General features: G+C 59.3%; 26 protein-coding genes and 3 tRNA genes. 12 read left to right on the top strand and 17 right to left on the bottom strand.

Features of this window, described 5'->3' with window-relative positions; translation table 11 throughout:
• The first annotated feature begins 43 nt into the window (after window positions 1-43).
• From I9184_RS01740 to I9184_RS01760, 5 genes are all read left to right on the top strand, one after another.
• A complete protein-coding gene (locus I9184_RS01740; RefSeq protein ID WP_171630927.1) occupies window positions 44-994 on the top strand; it encodes an ABC transporter substrate-binding protein in 951 nt (316 codons plus the stop codon).
• A gap of 9 nt (window positions 995-1,003) precedes the next feature.
• Window positions 1,004-2,053 (top strand): betaine/proline/choline family ABC transporter ATP-binding protein, encoded by a 1,050-nt coding sequence (locus tag I9184_RS01745; RefSeq protein WP_171630931.1) that lies wholly within the window; start codon window positions 1,004-1,006, stop codon window positions 2,051-2,053.
• Window positions 2,050-4,116, top strand: a complete 2,067-nt coding sequence (locus I9184_RS01750) for an ABC transporter permease subunit (protein WP_209832492.1) — start codon at window positions 2,050-2,052, stop codon at window positions 4,114-4,116. The genes I9184_RS01745 and I9184_RS01750 overlap by 4 nt, the downstream gene beginning before the upstream one ends.
• A 102-nt stretch (window positions 4,117-4,218) precedes the next feature.
• Window positions 4,219-4,884 (top strand): NnrU family protein, encoded by a 666-nt coding sequence (locus I9184_RS01755; RefSeq protein ID WP_171722897.1) that lies wholly within the window; start codon window positions 4,219-4,221, stop codon window positions 4,882-4,884.
• A gap of 70 nt (window positions 4,885-4,954) precedes the next feature.
• A complete protein-coding gene (locus I9184_RS01760) occupies window positions 4,955-5,476 on the top strand; it encodes a DUF2478 domain-containing protein (RefSeq protein WP_171114871.1) in 522 nt (173 codons plus the stop codon).
• A 79-nt stretch (window positions 5,477-5,555) separates the two neighbouring features.
• On the opposite strand, the gene I9184_RS01765 is transcribed toward I9184_RS01760, so the two are convergent.
• A complete protein-coding gene (locus I9184_RS01765; RefSeq protein ID WP_171722898.1) occupies window positions 5,556-6,230 on the bottom strand; it encodes a VPLPA-CTERM sorting domain-containing protein in 675 nt (224 codons plus the stop codon).
• Window positions 6,231-6,381: 151 nt separating this feature from the next.
• Window positions 6,382-6,465, bottom strand: a tRNA-Tyr gene (locus I9184_RS01770).
• Between the two features lie 116 nt (window positions 6,466-6,581).
• On the opposite strand from I9184_RS01770, the gene rlmB reads away from it, so the two are divergent.
• The 3 genes from rlmB to I9184_RS01785 all read left to right on the top strand — a co-directional run bounded on the left by rlmB (window position 6,582) and on the right by I9184_RS01785 (window position 8,875).
• Window positions 6,582-7,352, top strand: a complete 771-nt coding sequence (gene rlmB, locus I9184_RS01775) for a 23S rRNA (guanosine(2251)-2'-O)-methyltransferase RlmB (RefSeq protein WP_171722899.1) — start codon at window positions 6,582-6,584, stop codon at window positions 7,350-7,352.
• Window positions 7,353-7,749: 397 nt separating this feature from the next.
• Window positions 7,750-8,208 (top strand): YHS domain-containing (seleno)protein, encoded by a 459-nt coding sequence (locus tag I9184_RS01780; protein WP_171630946.1) that lies wholly within the window; start codon window positions 7,750-7,752, stop codon window positions 8,206-8,208.
• A 196-nt stretch (window positions 8,209-8,404) separates the two neighbouring features.
• Window positions 8,405-8,875, top strand: a complete 471-nt coding sequence (locus tag I9184_RS01785; RefSeq protein WP_209832494.1) for a CoA-binding protein — start codon at window positions 8,405-8,407, stop codon at window positions 8,873-8,875.
• Here the strand turns inward: I9184_RS01785 and I9184_RS01790 are convergent.
• From I9184_RS01790 to I9184_RS21070, 4 genes are all read right to left on the bottom strand, one after another.
• The gene (locus tag I9184_RS01790) at window positions 8,872-9,444 is read right to left on the bottom strand and encodes a hypothetical protein (protein WP_171114881.1); all 573 of its coding nucleotides are present in this window, start codon (window positions 9,442-9,444) and stop codon (window positions 8,872-8,874) included. The two genes, I9184_RS01785 and I9184_RS01790, sit on opposite strands and share 4 nt — an antisense overlap.
• Window positions 9,445-9,513: 69 nt before the next feature.
• Window positions 9,514-9,831, bottom strand: a complete 318-nt coding sequence (locus I9184_RS01795) for a phosphoribosyl-ATP diphosphatase (protein WP_171630951.1) — start codon at window positions 9,829-9,831, stop codon at window positions 9,514-9,516.
• Window positions 9,828-10,589, bottom strand: a complete 762-nt coding sequence (gene hisF / locus I9184_RS01800) for an imidazole glycerol phosphate synthase subunit HisF (protein ID WP_171630953.1) — start codon at window positions 10,587-10,589, stop codon at window positions 9,828-9,830. Before hisF ends, I9184_RS01795 begins: the two co-directional genes overlap by 4 nt.
• Window positions 10,590-10,696: 107 nt before the next feature.
• The gene (locus I9184_RS21070; RefSeq protein WP_348539497.1) at window positions 10,697-12,919 is read right to left on the bottom strand and encodes a fused MFS/spermidine synthase; all 2,223 of its coding nucleotides are present in this window, start codon (window positions 12,917-12,919) and stop codon (window positions 10,697-10,699) included.
• A 226-nt stretch (window positions 12,920-13,145) separates the two neighbouring features.
• Between I9184_RS21070 and I9184_RS01810 the strand changes: the two genes are divergently transcribed.
• Complete coding sequence (locus I9184_RS01810) at window positions 13,146-13,592, top strand: DUF302 domain-containing protein (protein WP_245217958.1); 447 nt, start codon at window positions 13,146-13,148, stop codon at window positions 13,590-13,592.
• 10 nt (window positions 13,593-13,602) lie between these two features.
• Here the strand turns inward: I9184_RS01810 and I9184_RS01815 are convergent, their stop codons facing one another.
• Both I9184_RS01815 and hisA read right to left on the bottom strand, forming a co-directional pair.
• Complete coding sequence (locus I9184_RS01815) at window positions 13,603-14,067, bottom strand: DUF2867 domain-containing protein (RefSeq protein WP_209832496.1); 465 nt, start codon at window positions 14,065-14,067, stop codon at window positions 13,603-13,605.
• A 4-nt stretch (window positions 14,068-14,071) separates the two neighbouring features.
• Window positions 14,072-14,794 carry a 1-(5-phosphoribosyl)-5-[(5-phosphoribosylamino)methylideneamino]imidazole-4-carboxamide isomerase gene (gene hisA / locus I9184_RS01820; protein ID WP_152458684.1) on the bottom strand — a complete coding sequence of 241 codons (723 nt, stop codon included), beginning with the start codon at window positions 14,792-14,794 and terminating at the stop codon, window positions 14,072-14,074.
• 134 nt (window positions 14,795-14,928) lie between these two features.
• Between hisA and I9184_RS01825 the strand changes: the two genes are divergently transcribed.
• A complete protein-coding gene (locus tag I9184_RS01825) occupies window positions 14,929-15,330 on the top strand; it encodes a DUF2147 domain-containing protein (protein WP_171722904.1) in 402 nt (133 codons plus the stop codon).
• A 3-nt stretch (window positions 15,331-15,333) separates the two neighbouring features.
• Here I9184_RS01825 and hisH read toward each other — a convergent pair whose 3' ends face one another.
• A complete protein-coding gene (gene hisH / locus I9184_RS01830) occupies window positions 15,334-15,972 on the bottom strand; it encodes an imidazole glycerol phosphate synthase subunit HisH (RefSeq protein ID WP_171630963.1) in 639 nt (212 codons plus the stop codon).
• The gene (gene hisB / locus I9184_RS01835; RefSeq protein ID WP_209832498.1) at window positions 15,973-16,560 is read right to left on the bottom strand and encodes an imidazoleglycerol-phosphate dehydratase HisB; all 588 of its coding nucleotides are present in this window, start codon (window positions 16,558-16,560) and stop codon (window positions 15,973-15,975) included.
• 154 nt (window positions 16,561-16,714) lie between these two features.
• Between hisB and I9184_RS01840 the strand changes: the two genes are divergently transcribed.
• On the top strand, window positions 16,715-16,954 hold the full coding sequence (locus tag I9184_RS01840; RefSeq protein ID WP_050602861.1) for an Lrp/AsnC ligand binding domain-containing protein: 240 nt from the start codon (window positions 16,715-16,717) through the stop codon (window positions 16,952-16,954).
• Here I9184_RS01840 and I9184_RS01845 read toward each other — a convergent pair.
• The 3 genes from I9184_RS01845 to I9184_RS01855 form a co-directional block, all read right to left on the bottom strand.
• Window positions 16,951-17,817, bottom strand: a complete 867-nt coding sequence (locus I9184_RS01845; RefSeq protein WP_209832500.1) for a GNAT family N-acetyltransferase — start codon at window positions 17,815-17,817, stop codon at window positions 16,951-16,953. The genes I9184_RS01840 and I9184_RS01845 overlap by 4 nt on opposite strands.
• Before the next feature lie 81 nt (window positions 17,818-17,898).
• A tRNA-Gly gene (locus tag I9184_RS01850) sits at window positions 17,899-17,973 on the bottom strand.
• 33 nt (window positions 17,974-18,006) lie between these two features.
• A tRNA-Gly gene (locus I9184_RS01855) sits at window positions 18,007-18,081 on the bottom strand.
• Between the two features lie 150 nt (window positions 18,082-18,231).
• Here I9184_RS01855 and I9184_RS01860 point away from each other — a divergent pair.
• Complete coding sequence (locus tag I9184_RS01860) at window positions 18,232-18,384, top strand: hypothetical protein (RefSeq protein WP_171167198.1); 153 nt, start codon at window positions 18,232-18,234, stop codon at window positions 18,382-18,384.
• Between the two features lie 15 nt (window positions 18,385-18,399).
• On the opposite strand, the gene I9184_RS01865 is transcribed toward I9184_RS01860, so the two are convergent.
• The 4 genes from I9184_RS01865 to I9184_RS01880 form a co-directional block, all read right to left on the bottom strand.
• Entirely contained in the window at window positions 18,400-18,783 is a 384-nt protein-coding gene (locus I9184_RS01865; RefSeq protein ID WP_171630974.1) for an MAPEG family protein, read from the bottom strand.
• Window positions 18,784-18,862: 79 nt separating this feature from the next.
• The gene (locus tag I9184_RS01870; RefSeq protein ID WP_209832502.1) at window positions 18,863-22,300 is read right to left on the bottom strand and encodes a pyruvate carboxylase; all 3,438 of its coding nucleotides are present in this window, start codon (window positions 22,298-22,300) and stop codon (window positions 18,863-18,865) included.
• Window positions 22,301-22,460: 160 nt separating this feature from the next.
• Entirely contained in the window at window positions 22,461-23,582 is a 1,122-nt protein-coding gene (locus I9184_RS01875; RefSeq protein WP_209832504.1) for an alpha-hydroxy acid oxidase, read from the bottom strand.
• A 39-nt stretch (window positions 23,583-23,621) separates the two neighbouring features.
• Window positions 23,622-25,397 (bottom strand): diguanylate cyclase, encoded by a 1,776-nt coding sequence (locus I9184_RS01880; RefSeq protein WP_171722910.1) that lies wholly within the window; start codon window positions 25,395-25,397, stop codon window positions 23,622-23,624.
• Window positions 25,398-25,443: the final 46 nt, after the last annotated feature.

Here is a 25,443-nt window from a genome sequence, read left to right on the forward strand (position 1 = left end):
CCCTGCCGGGGTGGGCAAAACAAATAAGACAGGGAGAAAATCCATGAAAAAACTGAGTGTAAGCCTTATGGCCCTGACCGTTGCCGGTGCGGCGCATGCGGCGGATATGGGGGCCGTGGACGAGCCGATCAAACTGGCGATCAACGAATGGACCGGTCAGCACGTGACCACGCATGTGGCGGGTGAAATGCTCAAGGCCGCCGGTTATAACGTGGAATATGTGACCGCCGGCATGATGAACCAGTTTCAGGCGCTGGCCGATGGAGACATCGACGCGACGCTTGAAATCTGGTCGTCCAATGTTTCGGATGAATATGCAAAGAAGATCGAGGAAGGCACGGTTGTCGAAATCGGCGATCTAGGCCTGGATGCCAAGGAAGGTATCGCATACCCGGCGCATGTCGCTGATCTGTGCCCCGGCTTGCCTGCGTGGGAAGCGCTGAAAGACTGCGCGCAGGTGTTCGCCACGGCGGAAACTCTGCCCGGTGGCCGTCTGGTCGACTATCCGGCCGACTGGGGCACGCCTGGTGCGGATCGCATGACTGGCCTTGAGCTGCCGTTCAAGGCTGTCCCCGCCGGTTCCGAAGGTGCCCTGATCGCTGAACTTCGCGCATCGACCGAGCGTAAATCGCCGCTGCTGATCACATTCTGGCAGCCGCACTGGGCGATGTCTGCCTATGACGTGCAGTTCGTTGAACTGCCCGCAGGTGAAGAGGCATGTTTTAACGATCCGGCGTGGGGTCCGAACCCGAACGCGGTAAACGATTGCGACTTTTCGCCATCGCGCATCTTCAAAGCCGGCTGGAGCGGCCTGGAAGAAAAGTGGCCGGCCGCCTATGAGATCCTGTCCAACTATCAACTGGCGGTCGAAGACCAGCAGCCGATGATGGGCGCGATCGATGTCGACGGCGGTCAGGTCGAAGAAGTTGTCGCCGCATGGATGGCCGAGAACGAAGACAAATGGCGTCCTGTTGTCGACGCGGCGACCAAGTGAGCCACTTAGGTGACTGACACGACTGTGCCAGCCATCGCCTGCCGGAATCTCTGGCAGGTGTTTGGCCCGGGCGCTGACAAAGCCCTGACCGACGCGCTGTCTCGGTCAGGGAATGACGCCGACAAGGCTGCCGTCGCCCTTCGCGAACAGGGACTGATCCCCGCCGTTCAGGATGCCAATTTCGAAGTTCAGGAAGGTGAACTTTTCGTCATCATGGGCCTGTCGGGCTCGGGCAAATCCACGCTGATCCGCTGTATCTCGCAACTGCTGCCGGGCACCGGTGGTGAAATTCGGGTGGATGGCGAGAATGTCATAGGCGCCTCAAAAAAGGCCCTGACCGAGCTGCGCCGGAAAAAACTGGGCATGGTGTTCCAGCATTTCGGCCTGTTCCCCCACATGACCGTTGCTGAAAACGTCGCATATCCTCTGCGCGTTCAGGGCGTGGGCAAAAAGGAACGGCTGGACCGCGCGCAGGAAGTGATTTCGCTGGTCGGTCTGGAAGGGCGCGAAGACAGCTTCCCGCGACAACTTTCCGGCGGGCAGCGGCAGCGGGTGGGTATCGCTCGCAGTCTTGCCGTAAACCCTGACATCTGGTTTCTGGACGAACCGTTCTCGGCGCTTGATCCACTGATCCGTCGCCAGTTGCAGGATGAATTCCTGCGCATTCAAGCGACGTTGAAGAAGTCGATCGTCTTCATCACCCACGATATTCAGGAAGCGCTTAAGCTGGCTGACCGCATCGCCATCATGCGGGACGGCAAGATCGTGCAGATCGGCACGCCCACGGATATCGTCCTGCGACCCGTCGATGACTATGTGCGCGAATTCTCGAAGGACGTCGCCAAGGGGCAGCATGCCAAGGTCGCCTCGGTCATGCGAAACGAGGCAGAGTGCGGCCCGGACGATCCCGGCCTGACCACGTCGATGACACTGGACGCGGCCCTGGCCCATTGCATGGAACTTTATGAACCCGTGCCGGTGCGGGATGCCGATGGCAATGTCGTTGGCACGGTGCACCCTTCCGATCTGGCTGCCGCGCTTCAGGTGGACGAAACATGACTGCCGTAACTGAGGTTCCGACGCAGCACGGCGCGCGGCTGACGGCAGGCGCCAAGGCCGCCCTGATCACGGTTGTCGTCGGTGCGGTTTGCCTTGCACTCGAGGGCATCGCCCCATGGCTGGTCAAATGGCCCGCCGCGTGGGAACTGCCTGCAACCCAATGGGTGGGCACGTTTCTGGACTGGTTTCTGAACCTGATCAAACCGGCGATGCGGTTGTTCTCGGATTTGATGACCTATCCGATGAACTGGGCGAATTTCGTTCTTGGCAACACACCATGGCCCATTCTGATCGGGATCGTGACCGCGCTGGGCTGGTATCTGGGCGGTTTGCCCATGGCCGCGCTGGGCTTTCTGGGCCTCAGCTTTGTTCTGGCGTCGGGTTACTGGGCTGAGAGCATGAACACTCTGGCCTTGGTCGCAGTATCCGTTCCGGTGGCGTTGATACTGGGTGGTGGCATCGGCATCCTCGCCAACGAGGTACCGCGGGTGAAATCCTTCGTTCAGGCGGTTCTGGATGTCATGCAGACGGTGCCGACCTTCGCATATCTGACACCACTGTTGCTGCTCTTTGGCTTTGGCCCGGTTGTCGGTCTGATCGCCTCGGCCATCTATGCTGCGCCGCCCATGGCGCGCAACGTGATGCTGGGGCTGGAACGGGTGGAGCCCGAGATCAAAGAGGCCGCCATCATGTCCGGTGGCACGCGTTTTCAGCAACTGTTTCAGGTCGAAATTCCCGCCGCCACGACGCAGATCATGGTCGGTGTGAACCAGTGTCTGATGGCGGCCTTGTCCATGGTCATCATTGCCGCCGTCATCGGTGGGTTCAACGATATCGGCTGGGAGGTTCTGCTGACCATGCGCAAGGCGCAGTTCGGGGAGTCTCTGATGGCGGGTCTGGTCATCGTGGTCTTTGCCGTCGTCATAGATCGCATGAGCGGCACCTTGGCGACCGAGCGCAAACGTTATGACAGCCGGGTTGTCTGGGCGATGTTGGGTTTCGCCGTGGTCTTCACGGCCGCCTTCTGGGCGTGGTTGCCGAACCCATCCGAACTGACCTTGCTGGATCCGATGGCCGAGGCCGTGGACAGCGGCCTGACCGCGTTCACTCAGGCCAATGGCCCATGGTTGGATGCGCTCAAGAACAACTCACTTTTCTATGTGCTGCTGCCTTTGCGGATCGGTCTGGATCAGGCGGTGCTGCCCTTCACCTGGGGCTTTCAGTGGACGCCGGGCATGAGCTTTGGCCTGTTTGCCGCAGGTGCCGGGATCGCGCTGTTGATGGCATGGCGTGGGCGGCTGACGGGTGGTCTGATCGTCATGATCCTGATTGGAATGCTGGAAACCGGCATTGCCAACCTGCCGTGGCCCTTTGTCCTGACCGGCGCCGCTGCTCTGGGCTGGGTCGCGGGGGGCTGGCGTCTGGCGGCGCTGTGCGTGGGGCTGCTTTGCACCATCCTCGTTTCGGGCCTGTGGGAGAGAGCGCTCTTGTCGCTTTACCTCAGCGGTGCGGCGGTGTTTTCCTGTGCCGTAGTCGGCGGCCTGATCGGCCTTGCCAGCGCGGTCTGGGAGCCGGTGTGGAAAGTGGTCCGTCCGATCTGCGACATGTTGCAGACAATCCCTCTGTTCGTGTTCCTGATTCCGGTTCTCATGGTGTTCCAGATCGGCGAGTTCTCGGCGTTTCTGGCAATCTGTGCCTATGCGATCGTGCCCATGATCCGCTACACACGGCACGGGCTGGTCAACACGCCGGACGAGATGATGGAGGCCGCGATCTCAAGCGGTGCGACCGAGTGGCAGATCATGCGCGACGTGCGCGCGCCCTATGCCGCGCCCACGATCCTGCTGGGGTTGAACCAGACCATCCTCTATGCCTTTGCGATGCTGGTGATCGCCGCATTGATCGGCACCACGGGTCTGGGGCAGTCGATCTATCTGGCGCTGGGTCAGGCGGATGTGGGACTTGGCATTTCGGCCGGGGCCGCGATGGCGATTCTGGCGCTGATTGCCGACCGCATCGTGCAGGGGTTTGCCGAAGAACGCCGCGCGGCGCTTGGATTGTAAACAGGGCAGGGGCGATGCACCGCCCCTGCGCCGAACTTGATTTTGGACAAGGATACCAGTGTCGTCCTGATCTAGACCGATCCCAATAACGCGGAGATCACCATGACCGGTTGGGTTCTATTCCTTGCAGCGCTCGTCACATTCCTTCTCAGCCACGCGATTCCGGTGCGACCCGCCATACGCGGACGGCTGATCGATACACTCGGACGCCGGGGGTATTTCACGGCCTATTCGGTTCTGTCGCTGGCCGTCCTGGCGTGGTTGATCATCGCCGCTGCCAACGCTCCTTATGTCGAGGTCATTCCGCCATTTGCGGTTTTGCGCTGGGCGCCGGTTCTGATCATGCCGGTGGTCTGCTGGCTGGCTGTTGCGGGGCTGATCATTCAGAACCCGTTCTCATTCGGAGGGCTGGGCAATCGGCCCTTTGACCCAGAACAGCCCGGTATCCTGCGCACCACCCGGCACCCGATTCTCGCCGCGCTGATGCTGTGGGCGGTGGCACATCTCCTTGCCAATGGCAGCCTGTCACATGTGATTCTGTTCGGCCTGTTTGCCGGTTTTGCAGCCATGGGCATGGCCCTTGTCGACCGGCGCAAGTCGCGGGAAATGGGCTTTGAATGGGTCCGCTTGTCCCGCAACACGGCGCGGTTCTCACTGCGCGCACCGCGGCCCTGGCCGCGTCCCGGGGTGTGGCTTGCCGCGCTGGCCGCCTATGCGGTTCTGCTTCACCTGCACGCTCCCGTGATTGGCCTGTCCCCGCTTCCGTGAACGAGGGAGTGGCCGGGCGGTGTCATGCGTGCTATTTGAAACGTCACAAACGAATTACAAGAGATCCAAGATGCATCTGGCCTATGTCACCACCACCGATCGCGGCGCGACGGACCGCCTGCTGAGCGCCGTTGCGGACCGCCTGCTGGCCTCCGGAGCAAAACTGGCCGGTGTCGTGCAAACAAACACGGAATGCGCCGACAGCAGCAAATGCGATATGGACTTGCGCGTGCTTCCCGACGGTGAAACCATCCGCATTTCGCAGTCGCTGGGCACCCAGTCGCGCGGCTGCCGTCTGGACCCGGCAGCGCTGGAACAGGCGGTGGGATATGTGACTGCCTCGCTGGAGGGCGCGCCCCAATTGCTGATCATCAACAAATTCGGCAAGCATGAATCCGATGGGCGTGGATTCCGCCCCGTGATCGGCGAAGCCCTGGCGATGGATATCCCGGTTCTGGTCGGCGTGAACGGTTTGAACGAAGAGAAATTCCAGACTTTCGCGGATGGCGCAGCGGAAGCCCTTCCGGCGGATCTGGATGCAATCGAGGCGTGGTTCAACAAGGTCTCGGAACTGCGCCCGGCGGCAGAATAGAACCTTCCAAACCCTTGGTTAAGAAACAAAAAACGGCGCTGACCAACAATCAGCGCCGTTTTTTTGATGTTGGGTGCAACTAGGTTGTCTTAAGCCTGCGGTACCCGAACAGGCCCAGAACGGCCCCGATCAAAAGCAGCCCGCTTGCGGGCAGGGGGACCGGTGCAACCTGCAGGTTATCCACGTTGAATTCGCCACACCATTGGTCGCACCAAACGGTGTTTGACCCAAGGCCAAAGGGGAATTTGACTGCGTTGGGGACGTTCAGCGTGATCAAAAGTTGATCAATGGCCGTGAACCCACTTGAAAAACTAAAAGTGTTCAAAGCCGAAGGTCCGAACGTCTGCGTCGCAACTGTGGCACCGTTCAGAAGCCCCGAAAATGTCAGGGTTGGAACTGTTGCAGTACCCGCCTTGAGCCACTGGTTGTAGGCCTGCGTTCCAAGTGCGGGTGCAGGGCCGGATCCAGTCTTGAACACACGTGACAACCCCCAAAGATCGACGGACTGCACAGTGAATTTCGTCCCGTTTACGGCCTGCACGACGGTTGACAGCACACCGTTGTCATCATGGAAATTAATCTGATTTCCAAAATTGTAGACCGCACCATAGTCAAAGGTGAAACCTTGGCTGGTTCCCTGATATGTTGTCAGGCCGCTTTGGGGATCATTTGGAAAATTATTATCAAACGTAATCGTCAGCGCATTCGCCGCGCCTGCGACACACACGGCAATAGCCGCCAGTATCAATCTCATAACAAATCCCTCGCAAATACGTGAACAGACTAGCGGGCGGTGCCCTGTTTCGCAACTTTTACGAGTCTTTGCAGCCATCATTGCGCATAAGCATGCACATAAGCTCGCGCGGGCAATGCGTTCTAGCCATCTTTGAATTCTACGGGAAAGATGGTGGGCGACCCTGGAATCGAACCAGGCGTGCGTCTCCGCGAGGGAGTTACAGTCCCCTGCCACACCTTGCGGCCTGTCGCCCACTGTCAGGCGTTGCACCTGACGTGGAGGCGTGATTACTAGCGCACCAAAGGAGCGTCAACAGGAAAATTTCGCTTTGGCGCAGGAAACCGAATTCCCGGCCCGGAGGCCTGAAAAATGAAGAAACCCAAATGGGTCGTTGAAAAGGAGCAGGCGCGCAAGGCCGCGGCTGCTGAAACCGTTTGGCTGTTCGGTCTGCATGCAGTTCGCGACGCTTTGATGAACCCCAATCGGCAGAAATTGCGCCTTATCGTAACGCGCAATGCGCGGGACAAACTGGCGGAAGCGATTGAATTCGCTGGTATCGAGCCCGAGATGGCCGATCCGCGCAAGTTTACGGCGCCCATCGATGCAGGCTCGGTACACCAGGGTGCCGCGCTGGAGGTAAAGCCGTTGGATTGGGGCGGACTGGCCGAAAATTGCATCGGTCGGGAAAATCCACGCGTTATCCTTCTGGACCGCGTTACGGACCCGCACAATGTCGGGGCGATTCTGCGCTCGGCCGAAGTTCTGGGTGCCAGTGCCGTCATAGGCACCCGCCACCATTCCGCGCCCGAGACCGGGGCCCTGGCAAAAACCGCCAGCGGCGCGCTGGAGCGTCAACCCTATCTGCGGATGCGCAACTTGGCCGACACAATTGTTGAACTACAGAATATGGGATTTCTGGTCCTTGGGTTGGATGGTGAAGCAGAGGTAACGATCGAAGGCGCGCTGAGCGACGGTCGGGACCGCCCCGTCGCACTTGTTCTGGGGGCGGAAGGCCCGGGATTGCGCCAAAAGACGAAGGAAACCGTGGATCAATTGGTGAAAATTGACGCAGCCGGGGGATTCGGATCGCTGAATGTCTCAAATGCGGCGGCAATCGCCTTATATGCATCCCGGCCCTGACAAAAAAAGGAGAGCGCTATTTCCGGTCCATCCAAAATTGCGACCTGCTGCTATTGCGGGACCCGGGCTGCGCTGGTCCTGAGGGGCAAAGAACGGCACGAGCTGAGCTGTTCCAGTTGTGGCGCACCTTTGCACGATCTGAAGATGCTGCCCAAGCGGAAGGCCGCGCCTGCCAAAACAGTGCGATCTGCGGTTTCTCATGCCCCTCCGCGGAAGGCCAAGCGAAAAAAGAAGAAAAAGAGCATGTTCTCGCGCGTGTTCGATGAAGCCTGGGATGTGATCGAAGACATTTTCGATTGAACGTTTTTGGGTGAAGATCGTTCACATCCACGTCAACAGGGGTTCCGCATGCAGCAAAAAATTGCATCTTGATACCCCAGTGATTTCAGATTCTGACATGGCAATGCTGACCCGACGTTCCACACTTGGCGCGCTGTGCGCTTTTTTTCTGGCGCCTGCCACGTATGCGCAGGAAAGGCCCGTTTACTACGCCACCGAAGGGGTGGCGTTGGCCGGGTATGACGCCGTGTCCTATTTCGACGGTTCTACGCCGATCATGGGCATGCCCGAGAATTCCGTGATGTGGAAAGGGGCGCGGTGGCATTTCACCTCGCAGGAGAACCGCGAGCTGTTCGAAAGCAATCCCCGTGCTTTCGCGCCGCAGTTCGGCGGGTATTGTTCATATGCAATGGCGATGGGCGTTCTGAAGAGCTCGGACCCCAAGGCCTGGAAAGTCGTGGATGGTCGTCTGTACCTGACACACTCGATCGAGATCGAAGAAATCTGGAAGCAGGATCAGGCAGAATACATTGAGTTGGCTGAAGAAAACTGGCCGGCAATCCTCTATCACGAATGAGCGGGAATCAGCTAATTGTGAAGAGTCATCACAAAAATGCGCCGCCCCTCTTTTTTTTAACAAATATATGCCTAAATGTCACAGTGACCGCGGAATGGAACTGCCGCGGGTCATTTCACTGTCCCTCGTTCCAACAACTGGCGCCCAAGGTTTCTTGGGCGCTTTTTTCTTTTTGGAACCCTGCTAAGGATAGGGCATGCCAGACTATTCCGATCAGCACCTGAGAACCATTCTGCAACGCACCAAGTCCGTTGCCGTTGTCGGGGTGTCCATGAACCCGGTGCGGCCCAGCTACTACGTCGCCCGCTACCTGTCGTTGAAAGGGTTCAACGTGATCCCGGTCAATCCGGGCCATGCCGGGAACGACCTGTTTGGCCAGACGGTACGCGGCAGCCTTTCGGAGATATCCGAACCCGTGGACATGGTAGACATCTTCCGACGGTCCGAATCCGTGCCGCCCATTGTGGACGAAGCGTTGGAGGGGTTCCCGTCCCTCGGAACGATCTGGATGCAGATCGGGGTTGAACACCCTGAAGCGGCAGCCAAGGCCGAGGCCAGCGGTGTGGACGTCGTGATGAACCGCTGTCCGAAGATCGAGTATCAGCGCCTGTTTGGCGAGCTGCGCATGGGTGGGTTTTCCACCGGGATCATCTCGTCCAAGCTTTAGGGCGTTGCTGGCTGATAGGGTTTCAGGCGGGCAACCTGTTCCTGTCGTCGTTTTTCCAGCACCACGTCCCGAGGGACCCAATCATATCGGGTATCCTCGACCAGAGGTGACCAGAACAAAACCCCGCCATAGCGCCACGGATCCAGCACGACGCCCTCATACAGCGATTCACCCTTGCGACTGATAATCGCGGTGCTGTGGTCGATCCTCAACGGATTGTCGGCGTTGGCGATGGCGCGGTGCAATTCCAGCGTCTGGAAGTTTTCCTGTTTCAGACGACGCTCGATATCCTCGGCCCAATGCCAGCACAGACCACGCGGGCGCAATCCCTTGTTGACCTTCGCATTGTGGATCAGCGGCGGGTCGGTGATCTGGTATTCGTCCACCAGCTGCGCGGTATAGGAATAGGCGACTTGCGCCGCCCGGCGGGCTTCTTCCGGATCGATATCCGGGCCAAGACGCTGAATCTCGGCTGTCAGGCGTTGCACCTCATCCCCGGTCGAAGGGGGAGGCGCCGCACATGCCGCAACGATGGCAAGCGTTGCCACAAGCATCAAAATTCGGATCATGTCGCGCCCTCGGCCTGTCATTCTGACGCCCGAGTATAGCGGGCGTTGCGGCGGCGCGGAACCCGGCCGTTACCCTTTGGGGCGGGCGGCTTTTTCGGCAATGCCGCTGATGCCCTGACGGCGCGCAAGTTCGGCCAGAACATCCTCCAGCGCCACGTCCCGGGCGGCCAGCATGACCAGCAGGTGATACAGCACGTCTGCGGCTTCGGCGGTCAGCTTGGCCTGATCGCCCTTTGTGGCTTCGATGATGGCTTCGATGGCTTCTTCACCAAATTTCTCGGCGCATTTCTCGGGACCCTTTGCAAGCAGCTTGGCTGTCCAGCTTGAATCGGGATCAGCCCCTTTACGCGCCTTAATCGTGGCAGCAAGGTCGTGCAGAATGCTCATGTCAGCCTCATCGGAATGCCTGCGGCGGCCATATGCTCTTTGGCTTCGCGGATCGTGTATTCTCCGAAATGGAAGATCGAGGCTGCAAGCACCGCACTTGCGCCACCTTGGGTGACGCCTTCGACCAGATGGTCCAGTTTACCGACACCGCCGCTTGCGATCACGGGCACATCCACGGAATCGGAAATCGCGCGGGTCAGGGGCAGGTTGAAGCCAGCCTTGGTGCCGTCGCGGTCCATCGAGGTCAGCAGAATTTCCCCGGCGCCTTTGGCGACAACAGTTTTTGCGAACTCGACCGCATCAATGCCCGTTGGCTTGCGGCCGCCATGCGTAAAAATCTCCCACTTTCCGGGGCTGACCGTCTTGGCGTCGATGGCGCAGACGATGCACTGGCTGCCGAATTGATCTGCTGATTCCGCGATCACGTCGGGATTGGCGACGGCTGCCGAGTTGAAGCTGACCTTGTCTGCCCCCGCCAGCAACAGGGCGCGGACATCATCCTTGGTGCGAACTCCGCCGCCGACTGTCAGAGGTACAAAGCACTGCTCGGCGGTGCGCTGTACCACATCGAACATGGTGCCGCGGTTTTCGTGGGTTGCGTGGATATCAAGAAAACAGATTTCGTCCGCGCCTGCGGCGTCATATGCCTTGGCCGATTCCACGGGATCGCCCGCATCGCGCAGACCGACGAAATTCACGCCTTTGACCACGCGGCCATCGGCAACATCAAGGCAGGGAATGATCCGGGTCTTCAGCATCTGATCGTCCTTCGTTGCCGGACCTTTACCGACAAAGCGCCGCCGATGCCACAGACGTTTTGCCGCCCATGGCCCTGGTAGCACGGGCCATGGGCGGAGCGGGGGGCTTAGTGATCCCGGTTCTTCAGCAGTTTCAGTGCCGAAAGCAGGTTTGCCTTACCATCGGTCCATGGCAGCGCTCCGTCGGTTTCGACGATTTGCCAGTTTCCATCCTGCGCAAAACTCTCAATTCGGGATTTGTCGGGGCTCAGGATCACAACGCTGCTGGTGGCGGCTCCGGTTTCAACCTGCTCTTTACCCACGGCCAGCTGCTGATGCGCAGCGGTCAGGTTCAGGCTGTCGGCAATTCGGGCCAAAGGCTGGACCAGATCGTAGAACCGGTTTGTGATGTGGAACACCAAAACCCCATCATCGGCCAGGCGGCTGGTGTACATCTCTACCGCCTCGCGTGTGATCAGGTGAAGCGGAATCGCGTCCGAGCTGTACGCATCCAAAACCAGGATATCGAAGGCAAAAGGCTTTTGCTTCAGAACGATCCGGGCGTCACCCAGATGGGTCTCGGAATCGGGCGTGCATTCCGACAGATAGGTGAACAGCGAAGGGTCGCGTGCGATCTGGTCAACGGTCGCGTCGATCTCGAAGAAGTCCCAGTTTTGAGCAGGCTGCCGATAGCAGGCCAGTGCACCTGTTCCAAGACCGACAATTCCGATGCTGTTGGATTGCTTGCCGAAGTCCGACGTGATGACCTGCGCCATCGGTTCTTCGGGGTGATAATAGGACAGCGGTGTGGGTCGAGTGCCATATTCGGATTCGCGTTGCCAGCCATGCACCGTGGTGCCGTTCTTGTAAAGACGGTAGCCCTTGCTTGAATACACGGAATGCACGCCGAAAAAGCTGCGATCTTCGAACACCGGATTGTTCTTTACCGCAAATGCGGGAAGCAGAACGACGGTAAGAACCACAGGGATACGCATGGCCTGCGCCCGGAACAGGTACAGCACTGCGAATATCAGCACGAACAGCGCGCCTGCACGCGGGATATCCGCGCTCAGCGCCGCGACGCCGCGTGTCGCACCTGCGATGACGAGGATGAAAACACTTGCCGCGATGCCCATGATGACATGGCGAAGGGCAAATCCCGGGGCGCGGACAAGAAACAAGCCTCCGGCCAGAATCATGGTGATTGGCGCCTCCAACTCACGTGTGAAGGCAATCGGCGCAACGATCGAGTTGAACAGCCCGCCAATTGCTCCGCCCATGGAAAGGGCGATGTAGAACACGGTCAATTGCTCGGCGGATGGGCGCATGTCGTACAGCAGGCGGTGCGCAAAAAGGGCGATGATGAACAACACCGGGACATAGAGCAGAATAACCACCGGCGCGTCATGCTCGCTGACCACCTTGGACACCAGTAAGACACCCGCCGCCAGCGCCGCCAGCATGGGCAGGTTCAAGGCGTCAAGCGTCAGGTGTTTCCATTTGGCAAACGCGATGATGAAGGACAGGATATAGACCGCCAGCGGAACAACCCAGATCAACGGGAGAGCACCCAGATCCGTGCTAACCCGCGTTGTGAAGGACAGCATCAAGGAAGAGGGGATGAAGGCGACGAACACCCAGACAGCGATCTGCCGCAGGGTCGGGAAACTGGCCTTGAGCGCCGTTTGAACCGACGGCTTCGTGTGCCGTGATCCCCGCAAGGCGATCATGCCACTGCCAAGCAAAAGCGCGCCGAACAGCGCGAAGCCGACCAGCCAGGCACGGCTGATCTCGGCTGCGCCAAAAAATGGATCCGCAACCAGGGGGAAGGCCAACAACGCCAGCAAGGATCCGACATTGCTGGCGCTGTAGAGGAAATACGGACCATCCGCCGAAGGCCCGCCCGACCTGGCGTACCAGGCCTGCAACAGGGGCGCATTTGCCGACAATACCGCAAAAGGTACACCCACACCTACGGCGAACAGGCCAAGCGTTTGCAGCGCGGTCGAGGTCGCGGCGTCATAGCTCCAGCTTTCGCTGGTGGACAGCGGCAGGAAAGTCAGCGCCGCCACCCAAAAGGCAAAATGGGCGATGATCTGCCAGCGCAAGGGCAGAAACTTGGTCAACAGGTGCGCGTAAACATACCCGAATATCAGCACCACTTGGAAAAACAGCATAGCCGTCGTCCAGACCGCCGGGGCGCCGCCGATTTTTGGAAGAACCAGTTTGGCAAAAAGCGGCTGGACAAAGAACAGAAGACTGGCGCTCGTGAAAATCGCCGCACAGAAGATCGCAATGGTTGCCGATCCGAATCTGGACGTCTTGGGAACGTCTAGGTTGGAAACACTCACGTTTGCCACCCGGGTTGTTGTGTTTGACGAAGGAGTGAAGCGGGGATTCCGCCCGAATTATGGCTCAACACAGTAAAATGTTTGGCTTCTGGTCGGATTGTTCTCGAAAGCAAGGGTAAAATGGGCGTCATCAATTCTGGCAAAGCTTTGCTGATGCCAGACTTGTGATTGTCAGATTTCCAAAACCTGTGAGAATTGGAGTGAATATTACAGAAGGAAAACCGATATGCGTAGTTTGATACTTGCTTCAATTTTTTCGCTCGGAGGGGCTTTGGCCGCCATGGCTGACGACATCATCAAAGTTCAAACGAACAAATCCGTAGCCGAGGTGCTGGATGCGCTGGAAGCGGTCGTTGGCAACGCAGGGGCCACTGTCTTCGCCCGCATCGACCACGCGGCCGGGGCGGAAAAGGTCGGTACGCCCATTCCGGCCAATCAAGTGCTGATTTTCGGCAATCCTGCGCTGGGCACGCCGGCCATGCAGATCGATCCGCGTGCAGGATTGTTCCTGCCGCTCAAGGTTCAGGCGTATGAGGATGGGAACGGTCAGGTCTGGTTGGCCTATGAAGACCCCAAGGAAACGATGGACGAGCTGGATGACGTCGAAAAGTCACCTGTAGTCGAGAAGATGCGCGGTGCGCTCGCCAAGTTGACCGCTGCGGCCGCGGGTTAGACCTTTTGGGTCATGTGCTTGCGCTTTTCAAACGCGCAAGCGCGTTTCGCGCGATCAGGATGTGAAAAGGCAGGATCGCAGCCAGGTACAGGCGCCCGCCAAGGTTATGGCGTCGGACCCATGTGGCCAGCGAGATGCGGCCGTTTTCCGACAGGACGGACACCCGGAAATCCAGGTGGCGATCGTTGAAACCTGCGATCACCTCGGTCCTGCCATCATGTTCAACCGGGAAGATCCCCAGCTTGTCGTCAGCATCCGGGCCGGTCGTGCTGAGGCCAAAGGGTGTCACCAACAGGCCGCGCAGCCGAACCAATGCCAGCGCCCATCCGGGGAACGCGGTGATGATTTCCGCGGCCCGGCGCGGCGGAAGATTGGATTCAACACTGAAGCAGTCCAGAAAGTCGCCGGTTTTGAACCGTTCGTTCAGCAGGCTGTGCGCGGACAGTTCGGAACGCTTTACCGGCGAATGAAACATAAAGCTATCCTCTGAGCGTGGTCAGAGCCTCTTTCAGATCAATCGCTCCATCATAAAGCGCGCGGCCGGAAATGGCACCGTTCAAAGCTGCGCCACAATCGCGCAGGGCGATCAGATCGGCGATCGAGGACACGCCGCCAGATGCGATGACCGGAATATCGACCGATTTGGCAAGCTCTGCGGTGGCCTCGACATTGGGGCCCTGCATCGCGCCGTCCCGGTTGATGTCGGTGTATATGATCGCAGCGACGCCCGCGTCTTCGAAGCTGCGGGCCAGATCGGTTACCTGAACGTCGGTTTCTTCGGCCCAACCCTTGGTGGCAACCAGACCGTTGCGCGCGTCGATGCCCACGGCGACCTTGCCGGGAAAGGCTTTGGCCGCTTCGCGCACCAGATCGGGGTTCTCGACCGCGACCGTGCCCAGAATCACGCGGGCCAGACCTTTGTCGATCCAGGTCTCGATGGTGGCCATGTCGCGGATGCCGCCTCCCAATTGCGCGGGCACGTCGCAGGCTTTCAGAATCGCTTCGACCGGGGCGGCGTTGACCGGCTCACCTGCAAAAGCGCCGTTCAGATCGACCAGGTGCAGCCACTCGCACCCGGCCTCGACAAAGGCGCGGGCCTGCGCGGCGGGGTCTTCGTTGAACACGGTGGCCTTGTCCATTTCACCACGCAGCAGGCGCACGGCATTGCCGTCTTTGAGGTCGATGGCGGGGTAGAGGATCATGTCGGGCGGCCCTATATCTGTGTTGCACGCGCGGGATATCGCACAGGCGGGGCAGGGGATGCAACGCGACGCTGGGTCATTCTTGCCCGCAGCTGGTTGCCGGGTCAGACTGCCATCAAAACAGGGAGACAATCATGAAGAAATTTACGTTTGCAGCGGGTTTGATGTTTCTTGCGACCAGCGCGATGGCTGCGGATCCCGTCGACGGTCTGTGGAAGACTGCACCCGGTGATACCGGCGGCTATCTGCATGTGACGATTTCCGGATGCGGCAGTGCGATCTGCGGAACCATCGACAGCGCCTTTGATGCGGATGGCAACGAGCAGCTGGAATATGAAAACCTGGGCAAACAGATCATCTGGGACATGGTGCCCGATGGCGGCGGAAGCTATGATAGCGGCAAGATCTGGGCACCGGACCGGAACAAAACCTACAATTCAAAAATGTCACTGGACGGCCAGAACAAACTGACCGTCAAGGGATGTGTGGCGGGCGGTCTGATCTGCCGCGGTCAAACCTGGACGCGTGTTCAGTAAGCCTCAGGGTTTCCAGGTCAGGAAGTTGCCCAGCATGCGCAGGCCAACGTCCTGGCTTTTCTCGGGGTGAAACTGCATTCCAACCATCGTGTCGCGGCCAATGACGGCCGTGACCTCCTGCCCGTAATTCACATAGGCCAATCGCTGTGCCGGGTCGGATACCCGGAAGTGGTACGAGTGGACGAAATATGTGTGATCGCCGGATTTCACCCCGTTGAACACCGGGTGATCGCTGTCCAGAACAAGATCGTTCCAGCCCATATGCGGCACTTTCAGCGATGTGTCTGACGGCTCGATCCTGACGACATCGCCGGCAATCCAGTCCAGACCATCCGTTTCGCTGTATTCATGGCCTTTGGTTGCCATCAACTGCATCCCCACACAGATGCCCAGAAACGGGCGGCCTTTCTGTTCGACCGCCTCGACCATCGCGTCATAGATGCCCTTGTGCCCACGCAATTCGGCAGCGCATGCCGGAAACGCCCCGTCGCCAGGCAGAACCAAGCGATCCGCGCGTGCCACAACATCCGCGTCCGAGGTGACGACAACCTCACCGGCGCCGACCTCTTGCGCCATGCGCTGAAACGCTTTTTCCGCCGAGTGCAGGTTGCCGCTTTCGTAGTCGATAATGGCGGTCAGCATTTACAACGCGCCTTTGGTCGACGGAATCGCATCTGCCTTGCGCGGATCGGTTTCAACGGCGTCTCGCAGCGCGCGCGCTACGGCCTTGAATGCGGCCTCGGCGATGTGGTGGCTGTTGAAGCCGTGCAACTGGTCGATATGCAGCGTGATGCCGCCATGGGTGCTGAGCGCCTGAAAGAACTCGCGCAAAAGTTCTGTGTCGAATGTACCGATTTTCTGCGTCGGCAGGTCCACATTCCAGATCAAATAGGGGCGGCCGGACAGGTCCAGCGCACAGCGAACCTGAGCGTCATCCATCGGTAGGTGGCATTCTCCGTACCGCCGGATACCCTTTTTGTCGCCCAGGGCCTGCGTCAAAGCCTGCCCCAGCGCGATGCCGGTATCTTCGACCGTGTGGTGATCATCAATGTGGTAATCGCCCTTGGCGCGGATCGTCATGTCGATCAGCGAATGGCGCGCCAGTTGATCCAGCATGTGATCAAAAAATCCAACTCCGGTCTGATTTTCATACATGCCGGTGCCATCTAGATTGATCTCGACCGAAATTTCGGTTTCGGCAGTCTGGCGGCTGATCTTTGCGCTGCGCATGGGCGAATTCCTTTTGCTACAGGCGCGCTTATAGACGGGGAAGGTCGGGGTTTTCCAGACCGCGCGTTGCGATCGCTGCAAACTGTTGCAGGGGATTGCACCCGGCTTGGCCCCGTGTCAGCTTGCGAACAACACGAACCGATAGGGTCAAACCATGTCCACCTGCGTTTTCATCCAGATCCGCTGCAAGCCCGGCACCACCTACAAGGTCGCCGAGGAAATCGCCCTGCGCGAAATCCACTCCGAACTGTATTCCACCAGCGGTGAATATGATCTGCTGCTCAAGCTATATATCCCCGAGACCGAGGATGTGGGCCATTTCATCAACGAACACCTGCTGGTGATTCCCAATATCGAACGCTCGCTGACCACAATGACGTTCAAGGCTTTTTAACCCAGTTCGAATGAGGTGACGCCAAAGACACGGCTCAGATCGATATCCGGCGCGTGGCCGGAATACATCCGGGCCGTTTCAAACACCTTTTCAAGACCCAGCGCATCCGCCAGCGCAAAGGCGGCGGCGTTGGGCCGCGGCATGTCGATGAACACGTCATGCGTGGCGTGATCGTCGGGGATGGCTTCCAATACCGAGGCCAACAGGGCTTGGGCAATCTCGGCGTCGTCCGCGAACAACGGCCCGATCTTGTATCCGCTTTGACAGGGCCGCAGGGTCGCATAGCCCCGGATCACCCCGTTCTCGGCAATCACGCGCGAGGCGTGGCTGGGCGCGCTCAGCCAATCGCGAAGGAAGATGTCGCGCGGGGCAGGGAACATCTGCCGGTCATAGGCGGCTAGATCGTCCGAGAGGCTGTTCAGCTCCTCAGCCCGCGCAGCTGGTTGCGCCCCGAGCGCGGCCAGAATCCCGCGTTTTGTCCCGCCAAAGCGGTAGTTGTTATAGGCAAAGGAAAAACCGGACTTGCGGTAGTTATCCTGCTGCTCGACGACCCCATCCAGGCCGATATTGCCCGCATTGCAGTTTTCCAAGGCGTGCTGCCAGATTTTCAGCCCGTAGCCCGATCCGCGAAACTCGGGCCGGACGATGTAGAAGCCAAGGAACGCAAACGCGTCATCATACTGAACGACCGAGATGGAAGCGATCATTTCGCCATCCAGGAACCCGCCGAGAAACCCGCGAGTATCCGTGCCGTGGAAGCAACGAGCATCGTGATGCCCCGGGTTCCACCCTTCGCGCCCGGCCCAATCGACGGCCTTTTGGACCTCGTCAACGGTAAGAGGGCGGATGACGTAATCAGACATGGGTGAATCCTGCGTTGGGCAATGCAACCAGAATGACGCAATGTCATGTGAAGAACCAGCATGTATGGAGAATTTCGTATCTGGAGCGGGCGAGGCGATTCGAACGCCCGACCCTAACCTTGGCAAGGTTATGCTCTACCCCTGAGCTACGCCCGCATCAGATACATATGTGGTCCGAAGACCTCTCAATGGAGCGGGCGAGGCGATTCGAACGCCCGACCCTAACCTTGGCAAGGTTATGCTCTACCCCTGAGCTACGCCCGCGCCGTTGAGTGAGGAGGGATTTATAAATTCCCACGCGGGGCTGCAAGCGGAAAAACACAAAAAAGAGGAAAAATATTTCGACGGAACCTGGCATCCGGCCCGTTCAATCTCGAACACGGATCAAAAAAGGACACAGGCAGAGGGGCTTTCATGATTTCTGTTGCAGACATGAAGATAATGGCGCTGGCCGCAATGATCTTGCTGGTCACTGCGATGCCGAAATCGGACGATCACGAACACAACCGGATCACGCCCGTTTTGTTGAAAGCGCCCCTTGTGATGACGACGGATCTGACCGGATAACACCCGCCAGCCGACCTACAGCGCCAGAATCAGGTTGGCGATGGCCGCAACCAGAATGGCCAGGAACGTCAGGCTCATGCCAGCCTGCCGCAGGATGACGATCTGGGGCGTGCGCCCGAATCCGTACGCGTGCAGCAGACGCCCGGCCAGCAACATCAAGCCCAGTATATGCAAAAGCAATCCGCCCGCTCCCTGCAATTCCACCATGGCGATCAGCAAAAGGGCGATAGGGGCGTATTCGGCGCAATTGGAATGTGTCCGTATCGCCTTGATCATCAATTTGCTGCCCCCATCCCCGACTGAGATTTTGTCGCTGCGGCGCTGAAGGATCACTTTGACGCTGAGTGCCACGTAAAGAATAGCGATCAGGGCCGCATAGATCGGGGTGATAGCAAGCATGGTGGGTCTCCGTTCCAGCATAGAAAAAGGGCCGCGCGGTTTCCCGAGCGGCCCTTTGAACTGTAACCGGTTCGGCAGGTTATTCCAGCTCGACCAGAAGGTCCTTTGCGTCAATCTGGCCACCGGGCTGCACATGAACGGCCTTGACGGTCGCATCGCGCTCGGCGTGGATGCCGGTTTCCATCTTCATCGCCTCGATGGTCAGCAACATGTCGCCTTCCTTGACCTGCTGGCCCGCTGTTACGGCGACGGTGGCTACAACACCGGGCATCGGCGCACCGACATGATCCGGGTTGCCGACCTCGGCCTTGGGCCGCGCCTGCGTGGTCGAGGTGACCAACCGGTTCGGAACCCGGATCACGCGCGGTTGGCCGTTGAGTTCAAAAAACACTTTGACCTCTCCGTTTTCATCCGTTTCGCCAATGGCCTGACACCGGATTTCCAGCGTCTTGCCGGGGTCGATTTCCGCGGTGATCTCCTCGCCCGGCTCCATGCCGTAGAAGAAGGTGCGCGTTGGCAGGGTACGAACCGGGCCGTAGATCCGGTGGCGACCCATGTAGTCCAGGAACACCTTGGGATACATCAGATAGCCGTTCAGATCCTCGTCATCGACCTCTTTGCCTTCCAGCTGCTTGGACAGCTCGGCGCGGGTGGCTTCAAGATCGACCGGGGGCACGTCCTTGCCGGGTCGCTGCGTGTTGGGAACCTCGTCTTTCAGCACCTTCTTGATGATGGTCTCGGGGAACCCGCCCGGAGGCTGACCCAGATTGCCGCGCATCATGTCCACGACCGAGTCGGGGAAGGCCACGTCGGTATTCGGGTCCTCGACCTGTTCACGTGTCATGTTCTGGCTGACCATCATCAGCGCCATGTCACCAACGACCTTGGAAGACGGCGTGACCTTCACGATGTCACCGAACATCTGGTTCACGTCAGCATACATCTGCGCCACTTCGTGCCAGCGTTCTTCCAGACCCAGGCTGCGTGCCTGCGCCTTGAGGTTGGTGAACTGACCGCCCGGCATCTCGTGCAGATAGACCTCGGACGCGGGGGCCTGAAGGCTGGATTCGAAGGCCGCATACTGGCCACGCACAGCCTCGAAGTAATCGCTGATTTCACGGATGGCCTTGATGTCCAGCCCGGTGTCGCGGTCGGTATGGCGCAGCGCTTCGACCACGGTGCCCAGCGTCGCCTGGCTGGTGTTGCCCGAGAAGCTGTCCATCGCGCAGTCAACTGCATCGACGCCCGCCTCGGACGCGGCCAGAATGGTCGCGCTGGCAATACCGGCGGTGTCATGTGTGTGGAAATGGATCGGCAGCCCGACCTCTTCCTTCAGCGTCCGGATCAGGATTTTGGCCGAGGCCGGTTTCAGCAGGCCCGCCATGTCCTTGAGGCCCAGAATATGCGCGCCGGCGTCGCGCAGTTCTTTCGCCATGCCGACATAATATTTCAGATCGTACTTGGCGCGATCCGGGTCAAGAATATCGCCAGTGTAACAGACGGTACCTTCGCAAATCTTGCCGCTATCGACGACCGCATCCATCGCCACGCGCATGTTTTCGACCCAGTTCAGCGAGTCGAAGACACGGAACACGTCAATTCCTGTCGCCGCCTGACGCACGAACTCCTGCACTACGTTGTCAGGATAGTTCGTATAGCCCACGCCGTTTGCGCCGCGCAGCAGCATCTGGGTCATCAGGTTCGGCATCGCCTCACGCAGGTCCCGCAGGCGCTGCCACGGGCATTCCTGCAAGAACCGATACGCCACATCGAAAGTCGCGCCGCCCCAGCATTCGACCGAGAACAGCTGCGGCAGGTTCGCCGCATAGGAGGGAGCCACCTTGATCATGTCGATCGAGCGCATCCGGGTCGCCAGCAGAGACTGGTGCCCGTCGCGCATGGTGGTGTCGGTGATCAGCAGTTGGCGCTGCGCCTTCATCCAGTCGGCCACCGCCTGCGGGCCCTTCTGCTCCAGCAGGTTGCGCGTACCCATCTGCGGTTCGGCCTTCAGCGCCGGAGGCCTGGCCTCCTTCAGGTCGGCGCGCGGGCGCGGGCGGTCCTTGGTTTCGGGATGCCCGTTCACGGTGATGTCCGCGATATAGGTCAGAACCTTGGTGCCGCGGTCGCGCCGCTTCTTGAAGGTGAACAGTTCGGACGTCGTGTCGATGAACTTGGTGGTGTATTCGTTCGACAAGAAGGTCGGATGCTTGAGCAGGTTGATGACGAAGTCGATATTCGTCGAAACCCCGCGGATGCGGAACTCGCGCAGGGCGCGGTCCATCCGAGAGATCGCCTTTTCGGGCGTGGGGGCCCAGGCCGTAACCTTGGTCAGCAGCGAGTCGTAATAGCGCGTAATCACCCCGCCCGCATAGGCCGTGCCGCCATCCAGACGGATGCCCATACCGGTGGCCGAGCGATAGGCGGTGATCCGGCCATAGTCGGGGATGAAGTTGTTCTGTGGGTCCTCGGTGGTGATCCGTGTCTGCAACGCGTGCCCGTTGAGCTGGATATCCTTTTGGCTGGCCATGCCGGTCGCCTCGGCCAGCGTCTTGCCCTCGGCGATCAGGATCTGCGCCTGCACGATGTCGATACCGGTGACTTCTTCGGTCACGGTGTGTTCGACCTGAACGCGCGGATTGACTTCGATGAAATAGAACTTGCCGGTGTCCATATCCATCAGGAACTCGACCGTGCCGGCACATTCGTAATTCACATGCGCACAGATCCTGCGGCCAAGCTCGCAGATCTCGGCGCGCTGTTCGTCGCTCAGATACGGGGCAGGGGCGCGTTCCACGACCTTCTGGTTCCGGCGCTGGACCGAGCAGTCGCGTTCATACAGGTGATAGATTTCACCGTGCTTGTCGCCCAGGATCTGCACCTCGACGTGGCGCGCACGAATGATCATCTTTTCCAGATAACCCTCGCCATTGCCAAATGCGGCTTCGGCCTCGCGACGGCCTTCCAGCACTTTCTCTTCCAACTCTTCTTCCGACTGGATCGGGCGCATGCCGCGCCCGCCGCCGCCCCAGGACGCCTTGAGCATCAGCGGATAGCCGATTTCGGCGGCCTCCTTGCGGATCGCGTCCATGTCATCGCCCAGAACTTCGGTGGCAGGAATGACCGGAACGCCTGCTTCGATGGCTACGCGTCGCGCGCTTGCCTTGTCGCCAAGCGCGCGCATGGTTTCCGCCTTGGGGCCGATGAAGGTGATGCCGTTCTTGACGCAGGCATCGACGAAATCCGGGTTCTCGGACAGCAGACCATAGCCCGGATGAATCGCGTCGGCGCCACATTGCTTGGCAACACGGATGATCTCGTCGATCGAAAGATAGGCGGCAACCGGCCCCATGCCTTCACCGATCTGATACGCCTCGTCAGCCTTGAACCGGTGCAGGCCCAGTTTGTCTTCTTCAGCGTAGACGGCGACGGTTCGTTTTCCCATCTCGTTTGCTGCGCGCATGACGCGGATGGCAATCTCGCCGCGGTTGGCGATCAGGATCTTGTTGAAGTCTGTCATGATAGGTCCCGGTCTTTTGTGTATGGGCGTCTTATTGGGCGGAGAATACGCGCAGGTATATCCGTTCTTCTGGGTAGAACCGGCATGTTATCGCTCGCAAACGCCCTATGATCGCAGCGCCCTTATACTTTTGCTGCGCCGCAGCATCAAATGTTTAACGTTAACTCTCAATCTGACACAGGCTTGCCAGGCCCATCTGGCCCATATTTGCATGCAGGTCTTGCCTGAGAATCTCGATGACATGTGCAGGCCCCCGCGCGCCAAGTGCCGCAAGACCATATAAAAAAGCCCGCCCGAGCATCACGAAGTCTGCGCCCAGCGACATGGCACGCAAAATATCCAGACCGCCTTCGACACCACTGTCGAAGATCAGGGGCAGGCGGGTTGCATCCCGGACAGAGGGCAGAACCTCGATGCTGGCCGGGGCCGCGTCAAATTGCCGACCGCCATGATTCGACACCCACAAAGCATCGACACCGACCTGTTCCAGCCTGCTCGTATCCTCTGGTCGCAGGACACCCTTCAGGACAAGCGGACCGTCCCAATGGTCGCGCAGCCATTTGACATAGTCCAGATCCGGCGAGGTTCGAAGCAGGTAACCGATATGAGCCGTGGGCGGCAGATTCCCGGGGTTTTCGATATATTTGTCCAGCGTTCGCATATGCGGCACACCGTTGCGCAGCATGCCCATCGCCCAGGCAGGTCTTTGGGCGATCTGCGCCAGAATGCGCGGGGTCAGCTTTGGCGGTTGCCGCAGGCCCGATCGTGTCTGCCTTTCCCTGCGCGATGCGACGGGAACATCCGCGGTGAGGACCAGGGTTTTGAACCCGGCCTTGCGGACCCGGTTCAGCAGGTCTTTTCGAATATCCGGATCCCGGGGCGGGTAAAGCTGGAACCAGGCATTGTCCCCAAGATGCGGTGCCATGTCTTCAGGGCTTTGGCTGGCTACGGTCGACAGGGTATAGGGAATACCCGCCTCTGCGGCCGCGCTGGCCAGCAGTTGCTCGGCGCGGGGCCAGACCAGCCCGGACATTCCGATCGGCGCGATTCCGAACGGCAGCGGATACGAAGCGTCGAGAAACGACTTTGACGTATCAAAGTCCAGCTCGCCATGCAGGATCGAGGGGCAGAGGCGCACGTCATCCAGCGCCTTGCGGTTCCGGTGCAGCGTCGTTTCAATCCCGGTTCCACTGTCGATATACTCCCACACGAAATGCGGCAGACGACGGCGCGCACGGTGTTTCAGATCCGGTATACCGGGATAGGTGCTGTGCAAGTCCATGCAGATTGATCCGACCTGCCATGCGATTCGGCAAGTTTTTTAAGCTGCATCCTTGGGTGGTTGCCGGTTTTCAGGCGACGCATTTTCGGTCTTGTTCCTGGTGCCGCTTGCAACATGCACCTGGTTGCGCCCCTTGTCCTTGGCGACATAAAGCGCATCGTCAGCCGCGCGCATCAGGTCCTGCGGCATGGTGCCGTGGGCCGGGTAATGTGCAACCCCGACCGATATCGTAATGCGCGGCAATACCTTCTCGCCATATCGGACGGTTACGGCTTCAACCGCCTGGCGCAGTTGTTCGGCGCGGGTCATGGCATCTTCGGGGCTGTTGTCAGGCAGGATCAGCATGAACTCTTCCCCCCCGATGCGGCAGGCGACTTCGTCCCGGTCGCACCCTTGTTCCAGGGCGGCGCCGACGGCGCGCAATACCATGTCGCCCGCATCATGCCCATGAGTATCGTTGAACTTCTTGAAGTGATCCACGTCCACGGCGATCAGGCTTAGCGCGGCGCCCGTCTGCTGGCTGCGGCTGATGGACTTGCGCAGCGTCTCGGTCATATGGCGGCGATTGAACAGCCCGGTCAGGGGGTCTCGTACCGATTGGTCGTGAAGCTGATCCCGCATGCGGACGTTGGCGATCGCCATACTGATCTGTTCGGCGCATAATTGGGCCAGCTTGCGGCTCTTGTTGAAGCAGTCTTCGCGCCCCTCAAGTGCCCGCAAATGCAAAAGACCAACGGTTTCGCCATGGGCCAGAATGGGAAAGCAGAAATAGGGCCGCCCGTCATGCGGTTCGGCGTGCTCGCAGACAAAGTCAATCTCGGATGCGCCGAACTCGTAAGTCCGGCCGCGCCGCAAACCCCAGCAACCTTCGGGGTGAATGTGGGATTTATGAGTTCCACCGTTCCAGCTGGCGCAGCCATCCAGCACATCGCGTGAGTTTGAGTAGACATACACGCTGCCTTCGGCCTCTGGCAGGATGTGGGTCATGAAGCGAGACACCATGTCGAACAGTTCATCCAGCGACCGGCTTGATTGCAGCCATTCGTTCAACTCACCCAATAGACGGACCTCTCGGGCCAGGCGCAGCTGCTCGTCCATCAGCTCCCTCTCTTTCTGGGCTCGTTTGCGCAGGTCGCGAACCTGACGACGGTTGGTGCGATGGACAATCAGGATGACAGTCGTCAGCGCCAGCAGAGCGACGCCGCTCAGCAGCGCCAGAGACAGGCGAACGCGCGTGATGAACAGGTTCCGCAGGTCGGTTATGTCGGAATAGAACTCGATCGCGCCCATGAACGTCGCATCCTTGATGATCGGCGTATAGACCTCGGCCACATGGCGGCTGCTCAGTTCCGTATCCCGGGAATTGTCGAAAACAAAGGAATCAACTTCGGTAACCGGCTTCTCTTCGTGTTTGTAAAAAAGGCCCCCAGCGGCGACGATCGACTGGAAATAGGGTTTCGTATTCACGAACCCGACGTCGCTGGCTCGGGTCGACCAGAACACCTGCCCCGAAGCATCAAACAGCTTGAAGCGGTAAATGTCCGTGGTTTCGGGCAGTAGCTCCAGAAACTCCTGGTCATGATCGGTCAATGCGTGAAAACGGAATGTCTGCTCAAGATCGTTTAGATGGCTTTCGACCTGGCGGCTCATCCGCATCGCGTTCTTTCGCAGGTCTGCTTCCAGCATGCGATCAACCACTGGCGCAGGGGCGGCATAGATCCCCCAGCCCGCCGCTGCCGTCAGCGCGAGCAGCATCAGGGCCACGCCTATCATTTTAAGCCTCGAGGACTGACCCGTCAGTTCCGCCTGTTTCATATGTCCGCTCCCACTACACTCTGCCAAACATCCCAGTCAGGATTTG

Source organism: Ruegeria sp. HKCCE3926 (genome assembly GCF_017872515.1).
GTDB lineage: Bacteria > Pseudomonadota > Alphaproteobacteria > Rhodobacterales > Rhodobacteraceae > Ruegeria.

Bases quoted from the DNA above. Each gene is read 5' to 3' on its own strand.
- I9184_RS01825 (WP_171722904.1), top strand. From the start codon at position 14,929: ATGAAGAAATTTACGTTTGCAGCGGGTTTGATGTTTCTTGCGACCAGC.
- hisF (WP_171630953.1), bottom strand. From the start codon at position 10,589: ATGCTGAAGACCCGGATCATTCCCTGCCTTGATGTTGCCGATGGCCGC.
- I9184_RS01870 (WP_209832502.1), bottom strand. From the start codon at position 22,300: ATGACAGACTTCAACAAGATCCTGATCGCCAACCGCGGCGAGATTGCC.
- I9184_RS01875 (WP_209832504.1), bottom strand. From the start codon at position 23,582: ATGGACTTGCACAGCACCTATCCCGGTATACCGGATCTGAAACACCGT.
- I9184_RS01765 (WP_171722898.1), bottom strand. From the start codon at position 6,230: ATGAGATTGATACTGGCGGCTATTGCCGTGTGTGTCGCAGGCGCGGCG.
- I9184_RS01785 (WP_209832494.1), top strand. From the start codon at position 8,405: ATGCCAGACTATTCCGATCAGCACCTGAGAACCATTCTGCAACGCACC.
- hisH (WP_171630963.1), bottom strand. From the start codon at position 15,972: ATGCTGACCGCCATTATCGACTACGAAAGCGGCAACCTGCACTCGGCG.
- I9184_RS01795 (WP_171630951.1), bottom strand. From the start codon at position 9,831: ATGAGCATTCTGCACGACCTTGCTGCCACGATTAAGGCGCGTAAAGGG.
- I9184_RS01865 (WP_171630974.1), bottom strand. From the start codon at position 18,783: ATGCTTGCTATCACCCCGATCTATGCGGCCCTGATCGCTATTCTTTAC.
- I9184_RS01760 (WP_171114871.1), top strand. From the start codon at position 4,955: ATGCATCTGGCCTATGTCACCACCACCGATCGCGGCGCGACGGACCGC.
- I9184_RS01880 (WP_171722910.1), bottom strand. From the start codon at position 25,397: ATGAAACAGGCGGAACTGACGGGTCAGTCCTCGAGGCTTAAAATGATA.
- I9184_RS01780 (WP_171630946.1), top strand. From the start codon at position 7,750: ATGGCAATGCTGACCCGACGTTCCACACTTGGCGCGCTGTGCGCTTTT.
- I9184_RS01815 (WP_209832496.1), bottom strand. From the start codon at position 14,067: ATGTTTCATTCGCCGGTAAAGCGTTCCGAACTGTCCGCGCACAGCCTG.
- I9184_RS01750 (WP_209832492.1), top strand. From the start codon at position 2,050: ATGACTGCCGTAACTGAGGTTCCGACGCAGCACGGCGCGCGGCTGACG.
- I9184_RS01845 (WP_209832500.1), bottom strand. From the start codon at position 17,817: ATGTCTGATTACGTCATCCGCCCTCTTACCGTTGACGAGGTCCAAAAG.
- I9184_RS01790 (WP_171114881.1), bottom strand. From the start codon at position 9,444: ATGATCCGAATTTTGATGCTTGTGGCAACGCTTGCCATCGTTGCGGCA.
- hisA (WP_152458684.1), bottom strand. From the start codon at position 14,794: ATGATCCTCTACCCCGCCATCGACCTCAAAGACGGCAATGCCGTGCGC.
- I9184_RS01860 (WP_171167198.1), top strand. From the start codon at position 18,232: ATGATTTCTGTTGCAGACATGAAGATAATGGCGCTGGCCGCAATGATC.
- I9184_RS01840 (WP_050602861.1), top strand. From the start codon at position 16,715: ATGTCCACCTGCGTTTTCATCCAGATCCGCTGCAAGCCCGGCACCACC.
- I9184_RS01755 (WP_171722897.1), top strand. From the start codon at position 4,219: ATGACCGGTTGGGTTCTATTCCTTGCAGCGCTCGTCACATTCCTTCTC.
- rlmB (WP_171722899.1), top strand. From the start codon at position 6,582: ATGAAGAAACCCAAATGGGTCGTTGAAAAGGAGCAGGCGCGCAAGGCC.
- I9184_RS01810 (WP_245217958.1), top strand. From the start codon at position 13,146: ATGCGTAGTTTGATACTTGCTTCAATTTTTTCGCTCGGAGGGGCTTTG.
- I9184_RS01740 (WP_171630927.1), top strand. From the start codon at position 44: ATGAAAAAACTGAGTGTAAGCCTTATGGCCCTGACCGTTGCCGGTGCG.
- hisB (WP_209832498.1), bottom strand. From the start codon at position 16,560: ATGCGCAGCGCAAAGATCAGCCGCCAGACTGCCGAAACCGAAATTTCG.